We start from the raw sequence: 17,542 nt of genomic DNA, 5'->3' as shown, positions 1-17,542 counted from the left end.
CGGCAAATTTCGTCGGGCAATGGCGTTCGTTTGGACCAATTCGGACTGATTGTGGCCGCACTGCCGGCGATCAGTCGTCACCCATATATTCGCGCAATGATTGCGGAGAGTGGTTCTCTCCGATCGACATAGCCAGGATGCGCGATATGTGGCGGCGCGGCAGACGTGTCTGCGCCGCCCACTGATTGATCTGGGCCTGGATCTTGTCGAGATCTCTCTTCGAGGTCGGGCTTTCGGCGATTTCGAGCCCCGAGTCGCGCAATGCCGCCGCCATATCGCCCGAAATGACGAAGGCATCCCAGCGTAGCCAGCGCAGGAAATACTGGCCGGTGTTGCCGCCGAGCCGGCTGCCATGTTTGCCGAGATAGGCCATCAGCCCGACTTGGTCGTCGGCCGGCCATTTGGCGAGGAATTCGCCGAAGCCACCATGCTCCTTCGACACGCGCTCGACGAAGGCAGCGTTGTCGCGAACGGATTTGATCTTCTGCGGATTGCGCACGATGCGCTGGTCGGAAGCCAGATCGTGCCAGAAATCATCGGGCTGGAACAACAGCCGTTTCGGCTCGAAGTGGAGAAACGCCTCTTCGAAGCCCGGCCATTTCTGTTCGATGACGCGCCAGACGAAACCGGCGGCAAAAACGCGCTCGGCCATAACAGACAGAATGCGATCGTCCGCGATCTCAGCCACGGCGGCATTGTCGGGCACGGGGCCCAGCAGTGACGAAAGCTCCGCTTCGCCACCCTTGCGTTTTGCGGCACGTGCGCGGATTTTTGCGAAATCGGCCATTCTGCTTGCGTCCTCGCGTCATGCTTTTGACGACCGGCATCTTCCTATATGGAAATCAGGCTGCCAAGCCGATGCTTTGTATGGAGACATCCATGAACAAGACCGTGCCGGAACTCGCCAATCGCTGGCTGAGGCGAACCCCGGAGAGCCTGAGCGAACTTGAGAGGCGGGTGCTGCAGAGTACCGTCGACGCAAGCCCATAGCGCAGGACATCAATGTCAATCTTGCCGGCCTTCAGGGCATGGGCGACCGTATCGCCGACGCCATTGCGCGCGTCGGCGGCTCGTGGACGTTCATCCTGTCCTTCATCGCCTTCCTGATCCTCTGGATCGGTGCCAATTGGTGGCTGCTGGGGCGAGAATCGTTCGACCCCTACCCTTTCATCTTCCTCAACCTCGTCCTCTCGATGATTGCCGCCTTGCAGGCGCCGGTGATCATGATGTCGCAGAACCGACAAGCGGCGCGCGATCGGATCGACGCCGCGCACGATTACGAGGTCAACCTCAAAGCCGAGATCGAGATCATGGCGCTGCACGAAAAGCTGGACGAGCTGCGCCACAGCCAGATCATCGGCATGCGCGACGAGATCGCGCAGATAGCCGAACAGGTGAAGCGGATTGACGAGCGACTTGCCCCCCAGACCCAGCCCTCATGACGGAGGCCATCCATCATTTCATCGAACAATATGGACTGCTTGCCATATTTCTCGGCTGCGTTGCCGAGGGTGAAAGTGCCGCCATCCTCGGCGGCTTCTTCTCGCATCAGCAGGTCTTCGTCCTGTGGCACGCCTTTGTCGCGGCTGGCCTCGGCGCCTTCGTCGGCGATACCTTCTTCTTCATCCTTGGACGAAGCTTTGCCGACCATCGCTATGTCGTCAGATTGCGCAAGCGACCCGGCTTTCGCCGCGCCTTTCGCCTGCTCAACACCCATCCGAACATTTTCGTCCTGTCGAACCGCTATATCTACGGCATGCGCCTCGTCGGCGGCATCGCGGCCGGGCTTTCCAATATCCCCGCGCCGCTCTTCGTCATCCTCAACGCTATTTCGTCGGCGATCTGGGCGGTGCTGTTCGGCACGATAGGTTATGTCTTTGGACTGGGAGCCGAGCACTTCATCGGCCAGGCATTGATGCGCCACGAGCGGTTGCTGGTCGGGCTGGGCATCGGCCTGACCGTGGCGATCCTTGCTTGGTTCGTTGCCCGTCACATCGCTAACAGGGAGCACGCCAGGGAGAGCTGAGCTGGATGTGCTTGAGATTCAGGTCATGCCGCCATCACCTGGATATTCCAGCACCTCCTGCTAAATCGGTAGGCCCGTGATCCGCTCGATGATGGCGATGCCCCAGACGCCGGCGACGATGAGCACCGAAATCAGCACCGCCAGCGAACCGCAGTCCTTCGCCAGTTGAATGTCGACATTGAACTCGCGGCTGAAGGCATCGCATGCCGCCTCGATGCCGGTGTTCAGCACTTCGACCAGAATCAGCAGCAGCACCGCGCCGATCAACAAGGCATAACCGCGCCATGAGATCGAAACGAACCAGCCGAGCGGCAAGGCAAGCGCAAGCAGCACCAGTTCCTGCTGGAAAGCCTTCTCGCTGGCCGCCAGCTTGCGAAACGCCCGCACCGAATTGAAATAAGCGCCGATCAGCCGCTGCATGCCAAACCCCTTTCCGAATCACCGGCACGGGATAATGCAATTGCTGGCCAGATCAACGAAATAAGGCGATTTTTCCAAGAATCATTCGGCGACCGGTATGGACGGTGTCGATTTCTCAAACTGTGGCAGGCCGTCGTCGATCGAATAATAGTCGCCCTTGTCGCCGACGAAAATATGGCATTCGCCCTCAAGGCCTGTCGGCTTGTCGAACGACCCTGCCATGACTGAGATGTAGTCCTGGTGTCGCGGCTCCCAGAACATCACCGATCCGCACGCCTTGCAAAAACCACGCCTGGCGAAGGCATACGCCTCGTACCAGGTGATGTTTTCCTTGCCCTCGATCACGATATCGGCATTGGCAACATTGGTCGCGGCGTAGAAATGTCCGCTCTGCTTGCGGCATTGCGAACAATGACAATAGACGACGCCACGCAGCGCTCCGTGCGTTCTGAAGCGGACCGCTCCGCACAGACACGAGCCTTGATGACCATCACTCATGGCGACTCCTTCTTGGAGAAAACTCTGCCTGGCACGAGCTTCGCCATCACGTTTCCAGCTTTGCGGCAGCCACGCGCCAGCAAATGCGACACATGCTGGCGCCGCGAACCCGAAATTCAGTTTCATTCAAGCTTCTACAGCCGCAAATAGAGAAAAACGTGTCCGCACTTTACAAATTAAGGAAACTTTAGCGCCGGCGCATTTATGGTCACGGCAAGCGAAGGTCGTGGGTGGGGACGCGTCTCGTCGCAAATTGTGGACTATCGGGTGGCATTCCCCAGGACGGCGACACGTGGAACCTGCAAATTCTACGGCGGGATCCGAGGGGAAGAGTGATCAGAACATGCAGCTGGCAGCCGTCCCCACAGAACGAAAGACCGACATCGCAGCCAGTGTCATCGCCACAATGCGCCAGCTGGGCGTGCTCGGCCTGCCGCGCAACTACGAGATCTTCTACGAGGCCCTGAGCGGCACGAATCGCGAACTCAGCCTCGCCGTCGTTTCGCTGAGCAACCGGCCGACACAGGATGAACTGGACCAGATCGGGCGCACTTTCTTTGCCCAGAACCATGGCCCCGGCATCGTCGAGCATGCCAGGGACGTTATTGCCAGGGAGCTTGAAGAGGTCGCCTCGCTGTTGCGGAGCGAGCGTAGCCACATCGAGAAATACGGCAGGATCCTCGATGAGACATCGAGTGGCCTCAGCGGCCGCAGCCTTCTGTCTCAGGATCTTTTGCAGAAGATTGCCAATGCCATGTCGGTTGCCACCAATTCGACGATCGATCACGGTCGGCAGGTGGCCTCGACGCTCCGCGACAAGACTGCCGAACTGGAGAGCGTCAAGTCGAAGCTCGAGGAATACAAGCGGCTGGCCGATACCGATCCCTTGACCCATATCTGGAATCGCCGCGCCTTCGACAAGGAAATTACGAAGATCTACAACAGCAACAAGGGTATCCTGTTCAACGCCTTGATCCTTGCCGACATCGACCGTTTCAAGGACATCAACGACCGCTACGGCCACCCGGTCGGCGACAAGATCATCCAGATCATAGCCGACATTTTCCAGACAGGCATTCGCGGCGACATGTTCGTTGCCCGCACCGGCGGCGAGGAGTTCGCGCTGATCATCGAGGGCGCCAGCGAGGATGCCACCTACGAGATAGCCGAGCGCATTCGCGCCCTGATCGAGGAGACGCCGTTCACCAGCAGCCAGACCGGTACCAATTACGGCACCGTCACCGTCTCGATGGGCATCTGCATGGCATCCGAGGCCGAGGGGCCCGAGGACCTCTACACCAAGGCCGACCGGGCGCTCTATCGCTCGAAGGTCAGTGGCCGCAACCGCGTCACCAGGCACTCGACGATGGCCGGTCGGGCCGGCAAGAGCTGGCTGCTCTACAAGAAGGACTGATACCTTCGGTTCCTGCCTGCCCCTCGCGCCTGTGCCGGCAGCACGAACGCAGGGCTGAAAACAAAAAGCGCCCGATTTCTCGGGCGCCTTTTCATGAATTCATCCGGATCGCGGCGAAAATCAGCCGTTGACGGCGTGCTTGTGCTGCACCGGGTGGCTCTTCTTCAACAGATCCGAGACCAGGAAGGCCAGTTCGATCGCCTGGTCGGCGTTGAGGCGCGGATCGCAATGGGTGTGGTAGCGGTCCTGCAACTCCTCGGCGGTGATGGCGCGCGCGCCACCGGTGCATTCGGTGACGTTCTTGCCGGTCATCTCGACATGGATACCGCCCGGATGCGTGCCTTCGGCGCGGTGCACCTCGAAGAAGGTCTGCACCTCCTTCAGGATTCGGTCGAACGGCCGCGTCTTGTAGCCGGCGGCCTCGATCGTGTTGCCGTGCATCGGGTCCGACGACCACACCACGCTGCGGCCTTCCTTCTGCACCGCGCGCACCAGCTTCGGCAGATGGTCGGCGACCTTGTCGGAACCGAAGCGCGCGATCAGCGTCAGCCGGCCTGGCTCGTTCTCGGGGTTGAGCAGGTCGATCAGTTCCAGCAACCCGTCCGGCGTCAGCGACGGGCCGCATTTCAGGCCGAGCGGGTTCTTGATGCCGCGGCAATATTCGACATGCGCATGGTCGGGCTGGCGTGTGCGGTCGCCGATCCAGATCATATGGCCCGAGGTGGCATACCAGTCGCCGGAGGTCGAATCGACGCGTGTCAGCGCCTCCTCGTAGCCGAGCAGCAACGCCTCGTGGCTGGTGTAGAAATCGGTTTCGCGCAGGGCGTAATTGGTTTCCGAGGTGATGCCGACGGCCTTCATGAAGTCCATCGTCTCGGTGATGCGGTTGGCGAGCGATTCATACTTTTCGCCCTGCGGGCTGTCGGACACGAAGCCGAGCATCCAGCTATGCACATTCTCCAGGCTGGCATAGCCGCCCTGCGCGAAGGCGCGCAGAAGGTTGAGCGTCGCCGCCGACTGGCGGTACGCCATCTCCTGGCGGGCAGGATCGGGAATGCGCGACTTGGCGTCGAATTCGATGCCGTTGATGATGTCGCCGCGATAGCTGGGCAGCGTCACCCCGCCCTTGGTCTCGTTGTCGGACGAACGCGGCTTGGCGAACTGGCCGGCTACGCGGCCGACCTTCACCACCGGCTGTGCGCCGGCGAAGGTCAGCACCACCGACATCTGTAGGAAGACGCGGAAGAAATCACGGATGTTGTCCGCGCCATGCTCGGCGAAGCTCTCGGCGCAATCGCCACCCTGGAGAAGGAATGCGTCACCGGCAGCGACGGCCGCAAGCTGCTTCTTCAGCTTGCGTGCCTCACCTGCAAAAACCAGCGGCGGAAAGGTCGCGAGCTGGGCTTCCGTGGTCTTCAGCGCGGCAAGGTCCGGATAGGCAGGAACCTGCTTGATCGGTTTTGCTCTCCAAGAATTCGGCGACCATTTCGTCATCGCTGCACCCAACGCTCTCTCCGAGCAATTCCAGGAAAAGTATGAAGCGGTTTTCCGCCCGGAATTGCGTCTAACAAACAAATGGGCGCCATCGCCCGCCAACCCGCCCCATAAAGGGATCGCGGCTCCATACACGAAGCCGATTTCCTATTCTAGACCGGATTTGGCTGCGTGGCGAATGCCCGCCTGGCGAGGCGGTGTCCTATCCCTGCCCTACGCCGCCGCCTTCTCCACCAGCTGCGCCAGTTGTGTCATGACGACCGCGGAGCCCGCCAGCCGCTTCTCGGCCGTTGGCCAATCGCGCACGAACACGACGCTGTGATCCGGCCGGATCTTGGCCAGCGAACCCTGCTCGCCGATGAACCGGACCAGCCCGACCGGGTTTGAGAATTCACGCTTGCGGAAATGGATGACGACGCCCTTCGGCCCGGCGTCGAGCTTCTCGACATTGGCCTTGCGGCACAGCGCCTTGATGAAGACGATCTTCAAGAGATGCTTGACTTCCTCCGGCAGCGGGCCGAAGCGGTCGATCAGCTCGGCGCCGAAAGCATCGATTTCCTCGGTGTTTTCGAGATCGCCGAGACGCCGATAAAGCGCCAGCCTGAGCTGCAGGTCCGGCACATAGCCTTCCGGAATCATCACCGCCGTGCCGACGGCAATCTGCGGCGACCAGCCGCCATCCTGCACCTCGCCGGAGTCCTTCACCTCGGCGACGGCCTCTTCCAGCATCTGCTGGTAGAGTTCGAAGCCGACCTCCTTGATGTGGCCGGACTGCTCTTCGCCCAGAAGATTGCCCGCGCCCCTGATGTCGAGGTCGTGGCTGGCCAGCTGGAAGCCGGCGCCCAACGTGTCGAGCGATTGCAGCACCTTCAGTCGGCGCTCAGCGGTGTCGGTCAGCTTGCGGTTGGCCGGCAGCGTGAACAGCGCATAGGCGCGCACCTTCGAACGCCCGACGCGGCCGCGCAATTGGTAGAGTTGCGACAGGCCGAACATGTCGGCGCGATGGATGATCAGCGTGTTGGCCGTTGGGATGTCGAGGCCGGATTCGACGATGGTGGTCGACAGCAACACGTCGTACTGGCCGTCGTAGAAGGCATTCATGATGTCGTCGAGTTCGCCCGACGGCATTTGGCCATGGGCCACCGCAACTTTCAGTTCAGGTACGGATTCTCTCAGGAAATCATGGATTTCTGAGAGATCGCTGATGCGCGGAACGACATAGAAGGAATGCCCGCCGCGATAGCGTTCGCGAAGCAGCGTCTCACGGATCACCAGCGGATCGAAGGGCGAGATGAAGGTGCGCACCGCCAGGCGGTCGACCGGCGGCGTGGCGATCAGCGACAGCTCGCGCACCCCGGTCAGCGCCAGTTGCAGCGTACGCGGGATCGGCGTCGCCGACAGCGTTAGCACGTGCACATCGGTCTTCAGGTCCTTCAGCCGTTCCTTGTGCTTGACGCCAAAGTGCTGCTCCTCGTCGATGATCAGCAGGCCAAGGTTCTTGAACGAGATCGCGGAGCCAAGCAGCGCATGGGTGCCGATGACGATGTCGACCTGGCCCTCGGCAATGCCCTTCTTCGTTTCCGTCAGTTCCTTGGCACCGACCAGACGCGAGGCTTGGGCAACGCGGATCGGCAGGCCTGAGAAACGCTGCGAAAACGTCTTGAAATGCTGGCGCGACAACAGTGTCGTCGGCACCACCACCGCCACCTGAAATCCTTCCATCGCCGCGATGAAGGCGGCCCGCAACGCTACCTCGGTTTTGCCGAAGCCGACATCGCCGCAGATCAGCCGGTCCATCGGCTTGCCGGCGCCAAGGTCATCGCGCACCGAGTCGATCGCCGTCTGCTGGTCGTCGGTCTCCTCGTAGGGGAAGCGGGCGGAGAACTCGCCGTAGAGGCCTTCGGCCGGCACCAGCGCCGGTGCGGCGCGCATCTGCCGTTCGGCGGCGATGTGGATTAATTGCCCGGCCATGTCGAGCAGGCGCTTCTTCAGCCGCGCCTTGCGCGATTGCCAGGCGCCGCCCCCGAGCTTGTCCAGCGTCGCCTCGGCGGTGTCAGAACCGTAGCGCGACAAAAGCTCGATGTTTTCGACAGGCAGGAACAGCCGGTCGTCGCCGGCATAGTGGATTTCCAGGCAATCATGCGGCGCGCCGACCGCTTCGATGGTACGCAGACCGACGAAACGGCCGATGCCATGGTCGGCATGGACGACTATGTCGCCCGCCGACAGCGCCGAGGCTTCGGCAATGAAATCCGAGGGACGCTTCTTGCGCTTCGAGCGCCGGATCAGCCGGTCGCCGAGAATATCCTGTTCGGCGACGACGACCAGCTTCGCGGTCTCGAAGCCGGATTCGAGCGGCAGCACGGCGAGCGCCGCCTGCCCCGGCTCGAGCTTTTCGGCTTCCGCCAGGGTCGCGACCTGCTTGAGGTTGCCGAGATGGTGCTCGCCAAGGATCTGCCCAAGCCGGTCGAGTGAACCTTCGGTCCAGCCAGCAACGACGACGCGGCGGCGCGTCGCGCGCTCGTCGGCGATGTGTTTGACGACGACGTCGAACACATTGATGCTGGGGTCGGCGCGTTCCTCGACGAAGCTGCGGCCGTGCCGCGAACCGGCGTGGTAGACTTTCTTCGCGCCGGCATCGGGTGCGTCGAACGGCGTGAAATCGATCGCTTCGCGCGGCCCTAGCGAGGCGATCAGGTTTTCCGGCGAGAGATAGAGCAGGTCCGGCGACACGGGCTTGTAGGGCACGGCATCCCTGAGCGCACTGTCAGCCTGCTTCTTGCGCGCCTCGTAGTGATCGAGGATCAGCGTGTGGCGTTCGGCCAGCGCCTCATGCGCCAGATGGTCGAAGACGACAGGTGTATCGGTGAGATAGTCGAACACCGTCTCCAACCGCTCGTAGAAGAACGGCAGCCAGTGCTCCATGCCGGCGAAGCGCCTGCCTTCGCTGACCGCCGCATAGAGCCCGTCGTCGCGCTGCGGCGCGCCAAAAGCTTCGATATAGGAGCGGCGGAAGCGGCTGATCGTTTCCGGCGTCAGCGCCACTTCACTCATCGCCTGCAGCGCCATCGACTTGCGTTGGCCGGTGGTGCGCTGGGTGGCGGCATCGAAGACACGAATCGATTCCAGCGTGTCGCCGAAGAAGTCTAGCCTGAGCGCCTCCGTCCAGCCGGGGGCAAACAGGTCGAGAATGCCGCCGCGCACCGCGAATTCGCCGATGCCGCGCACCGTCGGCACGCGTTCGAAGCCGGATGTTTCCAGCCGCGACACCAGTGCGTTCATGTCGATCTGGTTGCCGGGCCTGGCGTGGAAAGTCTGTGCCTCGACCAGTTCGGCCGGCGGAATGCGCTGCAGCAGTGCATTGGCAGTGGTGAGGATGACGGCGCGATGAGGCTTTTTCGCCAGCGCGATCATGGCGGTCAGCGCATCGAGGCGCTTGGCGGCCGCGTCCGAACCGGGCGACACGCGGTCGTAGGGCAGACAATCCCAGGCCGGTAGTTCGAGGATCGGCAGACCTGGTGCCGCGAAGGACAGTGCCTCGATGATCGCCGGCAGCCGCTGGCCGTCGCGCGCCACGAACAGCACCGGCTTGTCGGGCGCGATCTCGAGTGCCGCCTGCACAAGCGCGAAGGCTTCGTAGCCGTCGGCGACGCCGTCGACGATGAACTGGCCGGCGCGGCCTTTCGGCAGACCGATGATGGGAATGAGGCTCATGAAATCACTGTCTTGCTTGTCGCAATTCCGGACGGAAAACCGCTTCGCACTTTTCCTGGAATTGCTTGTGTTCAGAATGTCATGGAGTGGCGGAAAGCCAGGATCTTTTGCAGGACGGCACAATCGATATCTGCCGGGACCGGGCGTTCGCCGGTGACCATGGGCAGGAATTCAGTGTCGGGAATGTCGAGGAGCTTCTCATATTGGTCGATTTCCTCGCCGGTCAAGGCACCGATCTCGGCGTCGGCGAAAGTGCCTAGGATCAGGTCCATCTCGCGCATGCCGCGATGCCAGGAGCGAAACAGAAGCTTACGGCGGTGGGCGTCCAGCCCCTCGCTTGATCTCGTCGTTCCGGTCATTGTGCCGCATCCTCGCTTGCTGCGGCGCATATAGCGTGGATAGAAGGTGCTGTCAGCCTTGCGCTGTACCCGTCGCAACATAAGCTGACATCATGCGCCCCACCATCCTCGATCCCTTGTTTGTCCCGATCACTTCGCTTGCCGGCGTCGGGCCGAAGGTTGGCGCCCTGATCGAGAAAGTCGTCACCGCCGATCTCGGTGATCGCGCCGCCCGCGCCGCCGACCTTCTGTTCGTGCTGCCGCACACCGTCATCGACCGCCGCAGCCGTCCGGGTATCGCAGGATCCGCCGAAGGCCAGATCGTAACGCTCGACGTGCGCATCGACCGCCACCAGCCGCCGCCGCGCGGCAACAGGTCGGTACCCTACCGGGTCTATGCCCATGACGACACCGGTGAGATCGCGCTGACCTTCTTTCATGCGCATGCTTCCTATCTCGAAAAGGCGATGCCCGAGGGCGAGCATGTGGTGGTCTCCGGCCGCATGGAATGGTTCAACGGCCGCCCGACCATGGTCCACCCCGATCATATAGCGCTGGCCAGCGAAGCGGAGAACCTGCCGCTGGTCGAACCGGTCTATCCGCTCACCGCAGGGCTCTCGGGCAAGGTGCTGCGCCGGGCGATCGGCCAGGCGCTTGCGCGCGTGCCTGAATTTCCCGAATGGCAGGACGGCGCCTTCATGCGCCGGCACACCTTTTCGGCCTTTGGCGATGCGCTCGCCCGCATCCACAATCCGGCAGACCCGATCGACGTCTCTGTCGACGCCGCCGCATGGCGGCGGCTGGCCTATGACGAGTTGCTGGCGGGCCAGGTATCGCTGGCGCTGGTGCGGGCAAAAGTCCGCCGCCTGTCTGGCCGTCCCCTGGTCGGCGACGGCAGCATCGTCGAGAAACTGCGTGCCGCACTGCCCTACTTGCTGACATCAAGCCAGGAGTTTGCGCTGGCCGAAATCAATGCCGACCTCGCCGATCCCGAACGCATGCTGCGGCTTTTGCAGGGCGATGTCGGCTCCGGCAAGACGGTTGTGGCGCTGCTGGCCATGGCGCGTGCCGTCGAGGCCGGCGGCCAGGCCGCCTTGATGGCGCCGACGGAAATCCTGGCGCGCCAGCACCTGGCGACGATCGCGCCGCTTGCCGCCAAGGTCGGACTGCGCATCGCCATTCTAACCGGCCGTGAAAAGGGCCGCGAGCGCACCGATACGTTGGCAGGCCTGGCCAGCGGCGAGATCGATATCGTCGTCGGTACCCACGCGCTGTTCCAGGAGACCGTCACCTTCCACGACCTGGTCCTCGCCGTCATCGACGAGCAGCACCGCTTCGGCGTCCACCAGCGCCTTGCCATCACCGCCAAGGGCGATGCACCAGACATGCTGGTGATGACGGCGACACCAATCCCGCGCACGCTGGTGCTGACCGCCTTCGGCGACATGGACGTGTCGAAGCTGACGGAAAAGCCGGCCGGCCGCCAGCCGATCCGCACCGTCACCTTGCCGCTGGAAAGGCTGGACGAACTGGTCGGCCGCATGGTCGACGCCGTTGCCGGCGGCCAGAAGATCTACTGGATCTGTCCGCTGGTCGAGGAATCCGAAGAGATCAAGCTGATGTCGGCCGAGGACCGTTTTGCCTCGCTGAAGCCGCTGTTCGGCGACCGCATCGGCCTTGTCCATGGCCGCATGAAGGGTGCCGACAAGGACGAGGCGATGCGCGCCTTCAAGCAGGGCGAGACACGCATCCTGATCGCAACGACGGTCATCGAGGTCGGCGTCGATGTGCCGGACGCCACCGTCATGGTCATCGAACATGCCGAACGCTTTGGCCTCGCCCAGTTGCACCAGTTGCGCGGGCGTGTGGGGCGCGGCGACAAGCCGTCCTCCTGCGTGCTGCTCTACAAGGACCCGCTCGGCGAGACCGCGAAGCGCCGGCTGTCGGTAATGCGCGAGACCGAAGACGGGTTTCTGATTGCCGAGGAAGACCTGAAGCTGCGCGGCGAAGGCGAATTGCTGGGCACCCGTCAGTCCGGCACGCCGGGTTTCCAGGTGGCGCGCATCGAGGCGCATGCCGACCTTCTGGAGGCTGCTCGCGACGACGCCAGGCTGATCCTGTCGCGCGATCCGGAGCTGCAATCAGACCGAGGCAACGCGTTGCGCCTGTTGCTCTATTTGTTCGGCCGCGACGAGGCCGTGCGGCTCTTGCGCGCCGGCTGAGCCAGGGCGGCAACCGACGGATTGGCAAGCATTCCCTCGATCGGCTCGCCGTTCACGACAACCATCTGCTTGACCTCGGGCGCCACCAGCCCGGCCGAGACGATCAGCTTGGCGCCGTCCTCGATCGTCATGTCGAGCAGCACGATGTCCGACTTCGGCACATACATCAGGAACCCAGTGGTCGGGTTCGGTGTGCAGGGCATGAAGACGGCAATCAGCGGATCGCCTGCCTGGTCGAGCTTCTGGTTGATCTCGGTCTCCTTCTCGCTGGCGACGAACACCAGCGACCAGACGCCCTTGCGCGGATATTCGACCAGCCCGACCTGTCGGAACATGTCGCCCTTGTTCGACAGCACGGTCTCGAAAATCTGCTTCAGCGAGCCATAGATGCCGCGCACCAGCGGCATACGGCCAAGCAGGCGTTCGCCGAAATTGACGATGGCGCGGCCGACGATGTTGGCCGTCAGGAAACCGATCAGCGTGATCAGGATCAGCGCCACGATCAGCCCGAACCCCGGAACCGGAAACGGCAGGTACGTATCAGGACTGTAGCGCAACGGAATATAGGGCTTCACCCAGGAATCGACCCAGCCGATAAACGACCAGGCGATGTAGGCGGTGATCGCCAGTGGCGCGCAGACGACGAAGCCTGTGAGGAAATAATTCCTCAGCCGGGTCATGCCGGAGGTCTTAGGGGAGTCGGACATGGTTCACCGGGGACGCGGGTTGCACCGCAACATAGTGAACCAGAGGGCGCTTTGGAACTGCGAAGTTTTTAAAGCGCCGATTATGCCGCCGCTTCCAGCGGTTCGATTTTCTCGAGTTCCGGCGCCAGTTTCTTGGCTTCGGTTTCAAGCTCATAGGCCTGTTGAAAATTCATCCAGAATTCGGGTGTGGTGTTGAAAAATCTGGCGAGGCGGAGGGCCGTATCGGGGGGCAAGCCGATCTCCTCCTTGGCAATGCGCTCGATACGGGTGCGCGGAAGATTGAGCTTTTTTGCCAGCGCGCCGGCACTCATGCCGAGCGGGGCGAGATATTCTTCGCGCAGGAATTCTCCAGGATGAACTGGACGTGCGAATTTCGATGCCATTCGGCTCAACCTCCCGATTTGGGGGCAAAACTTACTCCACTGTCACCGATTTCGCCAGATTGCGCGGCTGGTCGACGTCCGTGCCCATGAACACGGCGGTGAAATAGGCCAGCATCTGGATCGGCAGCGCGTAGATGATCGGCGAGATGATTTCCGGCACGTCGGGCAGCACGATCGTCTCCATCGTCTTCACGCTCGTCAGTGCCGCACCCTTGCTGTCGGTGATCAGGATGATCTTGCCGCCGCGTGCCGCCACTTCCTGCATGTTCGACACGGTTTTTTCGAAAATGCGGTCATGTGGCGCGATGACGATGACCGGCATGTTCTCGTCGATCAGCGCGATCGGGCCATGCTTCAGTTCGCCGGCGGCATAGCCTTCGGCATGGATATAGGAAATTTCCTTGAGTTTTAGTGCGCCTTCCATGGCCAGCGGAAAATTGGTGTCGCGGCCGAGATAGAGCACGTTCTTGTAGTGCGCGAGCTCGCGCGCGATCTTCTCGATTTGATGATCGAGCTTCAGCACCTGGTTGGCAAAGCGCGGCGCCTCCGAAAGCTCGCGCACGAAGGTCTTTTCCTGCTCCTTCGAAATCGTGCCACGCGCCACGCCGGCGCGCACGGCGAGCGATGCCAGCACCGAAAGCTGGCAGGTGAACGCCTTGGTCGAGGCGACGCCGATCTCCGGCCCGGCGAGCGTCGGCAGCACGACATCGGATTCGCGCGCCATGGTCGATTCCCGCACGTTGACGACTGCGCCGATCTTCATCCCCGCCTTGCGGCAGTAGCGCAGCGAGGCCAGCGTGTCGGCGGTCTCGCCCGACTGCGAGATGAAGAACGCCGCGTCGCTTTTCGACAGCGGCATTTCGCGGTAGCGGAATTCGGAGGCGACATCGATGTCGACCGGCAGCCGCGCATAGCGCTCGAACCAGTATTTGCCGATCAGGCCGGCGAGATACGCCGTACCGCAAGCCGAAATCGCCAGCCGGTCGATCTCTGCGAAATCGAACGGCAGATCGAGCGGCTTGGAGACGCCGCCGACAAAGTCGAGATAATTCGCCAGCGTGTGCGAGATCACCTCGGGCTGTTCATGGATTTCCTTCTCCATGAAGTGGCGCCTGTTGCCTTTGTCGACCATGAAACTGGTCGAGAGCGACTGCTGGCGCTTCCGGTCGACCTTTGTGCCGTCAATGTCGAAGATGGCGACGCCATCGCTGCGCACCACCGCCCAGTCGCCATCTTCGAGATAGGTGATCGAATTGGTGAACGGGGCGAGCGCGATTGCGTCGGACCCTAAAAACATCTCGCCATCGCCATGGCCGACAGCCAGCGGCGGACCGTTGCGGGCGCCGACGATCAGGTCTTCATCGCCCTTGAACATGATGGCCAGCGCGAAAGCGCCTTCCAGTCGCTTCAGCGCCTGGTGCGCGGCATCAACCGGCTTCAGCCCTTTGGCGAGTTCGCGCGCCACCAGATGCGCCACGACCTCGGTGTCCGTCTGCGACGAGAAAGAATAGCCGTCGCGGATCAGTTCGTCGCGCAGCTCGGCGAAATTCTCGATGATGCCGTTGTGGACGATGGCGACGCCGTCGGAAAAATGCGGATGCGCATTGGTTTCGTTGGGCACGCCATGCGTCGCCCAGCGCGTGTGGCCGATGCCGATCGTGCCGTCGAGCGGCTCGTTTTTCAGCAAGCGCTCGAGGTTGACCAGCTTGCCTTCGGCGCGGCGGCGGCCAAGCTGGCCGTGCTCGATGGTGGCGACGCCGGCCGAGTCATAGCCGCGATATTCGAGCCGCTTCAGCGCATCGACGATGAGCGGCGCAACCTGCGAGTGGCCGACGATTCCAACGATACCGCACATACAGACAGCCCCCGATTCCCCATGGAAAACCAGCGCTATTTAGGGATGGCCGGCCTGCCGCGAAAGTCACATTGCATTTCGTCCCGTGTAACGGAACGCTTATTCCTGTCGATGCACCATGACAGACCGCTCTTGCAATCCGGTTACTGCATTCGTTCGCGTTTTTGCAAGACCGGGCTTACTTTTTCTTCGCAGCCGCGGCCGAAGCAAAGCGTTCGCGCAGCTCCTTGCCCTTGCCGGGGATCGTCTTCTGGCGGGCTCGGCCGAAGGCCAGCGCATCGTCGGGCACGCTTTCGGTAATGACGCTGCCCGAGGCGATGTAGCCACCCTTGCCTATGGTGACAGGCGCCACCAGCGACGAATTCGAGCCGATAAAGGCGCCCTCGCCGATATCGGTGAAGAATTTCGAATAGCCGTCATAATTGCAGGTGATGGTGCCGGCACCGATATTGGCGCCCGCGCCGACGCGCGCATCGCCGATATAGGTCAAATGATTGACCTTGGCGCCCTCCTCGACAACTGCCTGCTTGACCTCGCAGAAATTGCCGACCTTGGCCTTCTGCCTGAGATCGGCGCCCGGCCGCAGCCGCGCGAACGGCCCGATATCGCAGTTGGAAGCGATGGTGGCGCCTTCGATATGGCTGAAAGCATGGATCTTGGCGCCCGTGGCGATCTTCACGCCCGGACCAAACCAGACATTGGGCTCGACGATCGTATCGGCGCCGATCTCGGTATCGTGCGAGAAGTACACGGTCTCGGGCGCAATCAGCGTCACGCCCGACAGCATTACCTCCTGGCGCCGACGCTGCTGCCAGATGCCTTCGGCCTGCGCCAGTTCAGCGCGATTGTTGATGCCGAGCGCATTCTCGAAACTGGCCTCAGTCGCAACGACATCGAGACCGCGCCCGCTGGCTATCTCGACGATGTCGGTGAGGTAATACTCGCCCTTGGCATTCTTGTTGCCGACGGCTTCGAGCAGTATCAGAGCTTGGGCGCCGGCCACCGCCATCAGCCCGCCATTGCAGAAAGTGATCTTGCGCTCTTCCTCGCTGCAATCCTTCTCCTCGCGGATGGCGACCAGTTTGCCACTCTTTTCGATCAGCCGGCCATAGCCAGTTGGATTGGGGGTCCGAAAGCCGATGACGACGACGGCAACGCCTTGCGCCAGCTTACGCCGCGCCGCGATCAGCGCGCCCGGATCGATCAGCGGCGTGTCGCCGAACATCACGAGGACATCGTCATAACCCTTTGATATCGCATCGCGTGCGGCCAGAACGGCATGTGCGGTACCGAGGCGCTTTTCCTGGACAAAGGTCTCGGCCTTGGGCGCGAATTTTGCCGCAGCCTTGCGCATTTCCTCTGCGCCGTGGCCGATCACCAGCGCCTGGTCGCCGGCACCGGCGGCCTCCGCCGCCTTCACCACATGAGCGACCATCGGCAGCCCGGCAATCTGGTGCAGCACCTTCGGCAGCGCGCTCTTCATGCGCGTGCCCTCGCCGGCGGCAAGGATGACGGACAGGCAGGTTCTCTGGCTCATGAAGGTAAACCATATGAAAAGGGTTGGGAATCAAGACACGATAGCAAGGGCGCCATGCTGCACCAATGCGGTTAAATTCCGGTGAGATGGTGGAGCAGTTGACTCTTAATCAGTGGGTCCAGAGTGGAGATCTAATGTCGGGCGCCTACCCCAACCTTCCCAACATCGGAAAATTCTCAAGCAGCCAGTAGGACACGGCCTGCACGCCGCCCGTGAGGAAGAACGCGCCGGCGACGACCAGCAGCGCGCCGATCGCCTTTTCGACTACGCCGAGATGGACGCGGAATTTGCCGAGGAAGCGCATGAAGGCGCCCGAAAACAGCGCCGCAATCAGGAACGGGACGCCAAGGCCCAGCGAATAGGCGGCAAGCAGCAGCGCGCCCTCGCCCACCGTCTCGCGGCCGCCGGCCAGTGTCAGGATCGGCCCCAATACCGGGCCGATGCATGGCGTCCAGCCGAACGCGAAAGCCAGCCCCATCACATAGGCGGCGATCACACTCGCCGGCTTGCCTTGCGACTGGAAGCGCGCCTCGCGCGACAAAAGCGGGATGCGCAGGATGCCGAGGAAGTTCAGGCCCATCAGGATGATCAGCACACCGGCGCCCATCGCCAGTTGCTCCTGCCAGACCCGTAGCAGCCGGCCGATGGTCGACGCACCGGCTCCGAGCGCAACGAACACGGTGGAAAAACCGAGCACGAAGGCGATCGAGGAATAGAGCAGCGCGCCACGTGCACCTTCGCGCGCCGTCGCACCCGCATTGCCGCGGAAATCGTCGACCGAGACGCCCGCCATATAGCAGAGATAGGGCGGCACCAGCGGCAGCACGCAAGGCGACAGGAACGAGATCGCTCCCGCCCCGACCGCGCTGACATAGCCGATGTCCAATGCCATTTCCAAGAACTCCAGTGCCGTGGCTGATATAGCGACGCGCAG

General features: G+C 62.3%; 14 protein-coding genes and 1 pseudogene. 4 read left to right on the top strand and 11 right to left on the bottom strand.

Going from position 1 to position 17,542, the window contains the following annotated elements; all coding sequences use genetic code 11:
- Positions 1-70: 70 nt before the first annotated feature.
- The gene (locus NKJ01_RS06580; protein WP_352726930.1) at positions 71-787 is read right to left on the bottom strand and encodes a DNA-3-methyladenine glycosylase I; all 717 of its coding nucleotides are present in this window, start codon (positions 785-787) and stop codon (positions 71-73) included.
- Between the two features lie 92 nt (positions 788-879).
- Here NKJ01_RS06580 and NKJ01_RS06575 point away from each other — a divergent pair.
- Both NKJ01_RS06575 and NKJ01_RS06570 read left to right on the top strand, forming a co-directional pair.
- A pseudogene (locus NKJ01_RS06575) lies at positions 880-1,442 on the top strand (DUF1003 domain-containing protein).
- Positions 1,439-2,026, top strand: coding sequence for a DedA family protein (locus NKJ01_RS06570; RefSeq protein ID WP_352726928.1), 588 nt, complete (start codon positions 1,439-1,441; stop codon positions 2,024-2,026). The pseudogene NKJ01_RS06575 and the gene NKJ01_RS06570 overlap by 4 nt, the downstream one beginning before the upstream one ends.
- Positions 2,027-2,086: 60 nt before the next feature.
- Here NKJ01_RS06570 and NKJ01_RS06565 read toward each other — a convergent pair whose 3' ends face one another.
- Together NKJ01_RS06565 and NKJ01_RS06560 are read right to left on the bottom strand one after the other, a co-directional pair.
- Complete coding sequence (locus NKJ01_RS06565; RefSeq protein WP_352485664.1) at positions 2,087-2,446, bottom strand: diacylglycerol kinase; 360 nt, start codon at positions 2,444-2,446, stop codon at positions 2,087-2,089.
- An 81-nt stretch (positions 2,447-2,527) separates the two neighbouring features.
- A complete protein-coding gene (locus tag NKJ01_RS06560; protein ID WP_352726927.1) occupies positions 2,528-2,944 on the bottom strand; it encodes a GFA family protein in 417 nt (138 codons plus the stop codon).
- Between the two features lie 343 nt (positions 2,945-3,287).
- Between NKJ01_RS06560 and NKJ01_RS06555 the strand changes: the two genes are divergently transcribed.
- On the top strand, positions 3,288-4,358 hold the full coding sequence (locus NKJ01_RS06555; RefSeq protein WP_352726925.1) for a GGDEF domain-containing protein: 1,071 nt from the start codon (positions 3,288-3,290) through the stop codon (positions 4,356-4,358).
- Between the two features lie 120 nt (positions 4,359-4,478).
- On the opposite strand, the gene NKJ01_RS06550 is transcribed toward NKJ01_RS06555, so the two are convergent.
- The 3 genes from NKJ01_RS06550 to NKJ01_RS06540 all read right to left on the bottom strand — a co-directional run bounded on the left by NKJ01_RS06550 (position 4,479) and on the right by NKJ01_RS06540 (position 9,925).
- Positions 4,479-5,852 carry a class II 3-deoxy-7-phosphoheptulonate synthase gene (locus NKJ01_RS06550; protein WP_352726949.1) on the bottom strand — a complete coding sequence of 458 codons (1,374 nt, stop codon included), beginning with the start codon at positions 5,850-5,852 and terminating at the stop codon, positions 4,479-4,481.
- A gap of 213 nt (positions 5,853-6,065) precedes the next feature.
- Positions 6,066-9,566 carry a transcription-repair coupling factor gene (gene mfd / locus NKJ01_RS06545; RefSeq protein ID WP_352726924.1) on the bottom strand — a complete coding sequence of 1,167 codons (3,501 nt, stop codon included), beginning with the start codon at positions 9,564-9,566 and terminating at the stop codon, positions 6,066-6,068.
- A 71-nt stretch (positions 9,567-9,637) separates the two neighbouring features.
- Positions 9,638-9,925, bottom strand: a complete 288-nt coding sequence (locus NKJ01_RS06540; RefSeq protein ID WP_352726922.1) for a succinate dehydrogenase assembly factor 2 — start codon at positions 9,923-9,925, stop codon at positions 9,638-9,640.
- A 92-nt stretch (positions 9,926-10,017) separates the two neighbouring features.
- Between NKJ01_RS06540 and recG the strand changes: the two genes are divergently transcribed.
- On the top strand, positions 10,018-12,126 hold the full coding sequence (gene recG, locus NKJ01_RS06535; protein ID WP_352726920.1) for an ATP-dependent DNA helicase RecG: 2,109 nt from the start codon (positions 10,018-10,020) through the stop codon (positions 12,124-12,126).
- On the opposite strand, the gene NKJ01_RS06530 is transcribed toward recG, so the two are convergent.
- The 5 genes from NKJ01_RS06530 to NKJ01_RS06510 all read right to left on the bottom strand — a co-directional run bounded on the left by NKJ01_RS06530 (position 12,078) and on the right by NKJ01_RS06510 (position 17,500).
- Positions 12,078-12,833 (bottom strand): DUF502 domain-containing protein, encoded by a 756-nt coding sequence (locus NKJ01_RS06530; RefSeq protein WP_352605348.1) that lies wholly within the window; start codon positions 12,831-12,833, stop codon positions 12,078-12,080. The genes recG and NKJ01_RS06530 overlap by 49 nt on opposite strands.
- Before the next feature lie 80 nt (positions 12,834-12,913).
- Entirely contained in the window at positions 12,914-13,216 is a 303-nt protein-coding gene (locus NKJ01_RS06525) for a HigA family addiction module antitoxin (RefSeq protein ID WP_352726918.1), read from the bottom strand.
- 31 nt (positions 13,217-13,247) lie between these two features.
- Positions 13,248-15,071: a glutamine--fructose-6-phosphate transaminase (isomerizing) gene (glmS, locus tag NKJ01_RS06520; RefSeq protein ID WP_352726917.1), complete on the bottom strand. Its 1,824-nt coding sequence runs from the start codon at positions 15,069-15,071 to the stop codon at positions 13,248-13,250.
- 178 nt (positions 15,072-15,249) lie between these two features.
- Positions 15,250-16,608 (bottom strand): bifunctional UDP-N-acetylglucosamine diphosphorylase/glucosamine-1-phosphate N-acetyltransferase GlmU, encoded by a 1,359-nt coding sequence (gene glmU / locus NKJ01_RS06515; RefSeq protein ID WP_352726915.1) that lies wholly within the window; start codon positions 16,606-16,608, stop codon positions 15,250-15,252.
- 145 nt (positions 16,609-16,753) lie between these two features.
- A complete protein-coding gene (locus tag NKJ01_RS06510) occupies positions 16,754-17,500 on the bottom strand; it encodes a cytochrome c biogenesis CcdA family protein (RefSeq protein ID WP_352726913.1) in 747 nt (248 codons plus the stop codon).
- Positions 17,501-17,542 lie beyond the last annotated feature (42 nt).

Source organism: Mesorhizobium sp. M0276, from assembly GCF_040321755.1.
GTDB lineage: Bacteria > Pseudomonadota > Alphaproteobacteria > Rhizobiales > Rhizobiaceae > Mesorhizobium.
The sequence above is the reverse complement of the archived record's forward strand: the minus strand, read 5'-3'. Positions and strand labels throughout refer to the sequence as shown.

What these genes read in the sequence shown, in the direction of transcription:
- NKJ01_RS06540 (WP_352726922.1), bottom strand. Translation starts at nt 9,925, where the DNA reads ATGACCGGAACGACGAGATCAAGCGAGGGGCTGGACGCCCACCGCCGT.
- NKJ01_RS06570 (WP_352726928.1), top strand. Translation starts at nt 1,439, where the DNA reads ATGACGGAGGCCATCCATCATTTCATCGAACAATATGGACTGCTTGCC.
- glmS (WP_352726917.1), bottom strand. Translation starts at nt 15,071, where the DNA reads ATGTGCGGTATCGTTGGAATCGTCGGCCACTCGCAGGTTGCGCCGCTC.
- NKJ01_RS06580 (WP_352726930.1), bottom strand. Translation starts at nt 787, where the DNA reads ATGGCCGATTTCGCAAAAATCCGCGCACGTGCCGCAAAACGCAAGGGT.
- NKJ01_RS06525 (WP_352726918.1), bottom strand. Translation starts at nt 13,216, where the DNA reads ATGGCATCGAAATTCGCACGTCCAGTTCATCCTGGAGAATTCCTGCGC.
- NKJ01_RS06555 (WP_352726925.1), top strand. Translation starts at nt 3,288, where the DNA reads ATGCAGCTGGCAGCCGTCCCCACAGAACGAAAGACCGACATCGCAGCC.
- NKJ01_RS06565 (WP_352485664.1), bottom strand. Translation starts at nt 2,446, where the DNA reads ATGCAGCGGCTGATCGGCGCTTATTTCAATTCGGTGCGGGCGTTTCGC.
- glmU (WP_352726915.1), bottom strand. Translation starts at nt 16,608, where the DNA reads ATGAGCCAGAGAACCTGCCTGTCCGTCATCCTTGCCGCCGGCGAGGGC.
- NKJ01_RS06530 (WP_352605348.1), bottom strand. Translation starts at nt 12,833, where the DNA reads ATGTCCGACTCCCCTAAGACCTCCGGCATGACCCGGCTGAGGAATTAT.
- recG (WP_352726920.1), top strand. Translation starts at nt 10,018, where the DNA reads ATGCGCCCCACCATCCTCGATCCCTTGTTTGTCCCGATCACTTCGCTT.
- NKJ01_RS06550 (WP_352726949.1), bottom strand. Translation starts at nt 5,852, where the DNA reads ATGACGAAATGGTCGCCGAATTCTTGGAGAGCAAAACCGATCAAGCAG.
- mfd (WP_352726924.1), bottom strand. Translation starts at nt 9,566, where the DNA reads ATGAGCCTCATTCCCATCATCGGTCTGCCGAAAGGCCGCGCCGGCCAG.
- NKJ01_RS06560 (WP_352726927.1), bottom strand. Translation starts at nt 2,944, where the DNA reads ATGAGTGATGGTCATCAAGGCTCGTGTCTGTGCGGAGCGGTCCGCTTC.
- NKJ01_RS06510 (WP_352726913.1), bottom strand. Translation starts at nt 17,500, where the DNA reads ATGGCATTGGACATCGGCTATGTCAGCGCGGTCGGGGCGGGAGCGATC.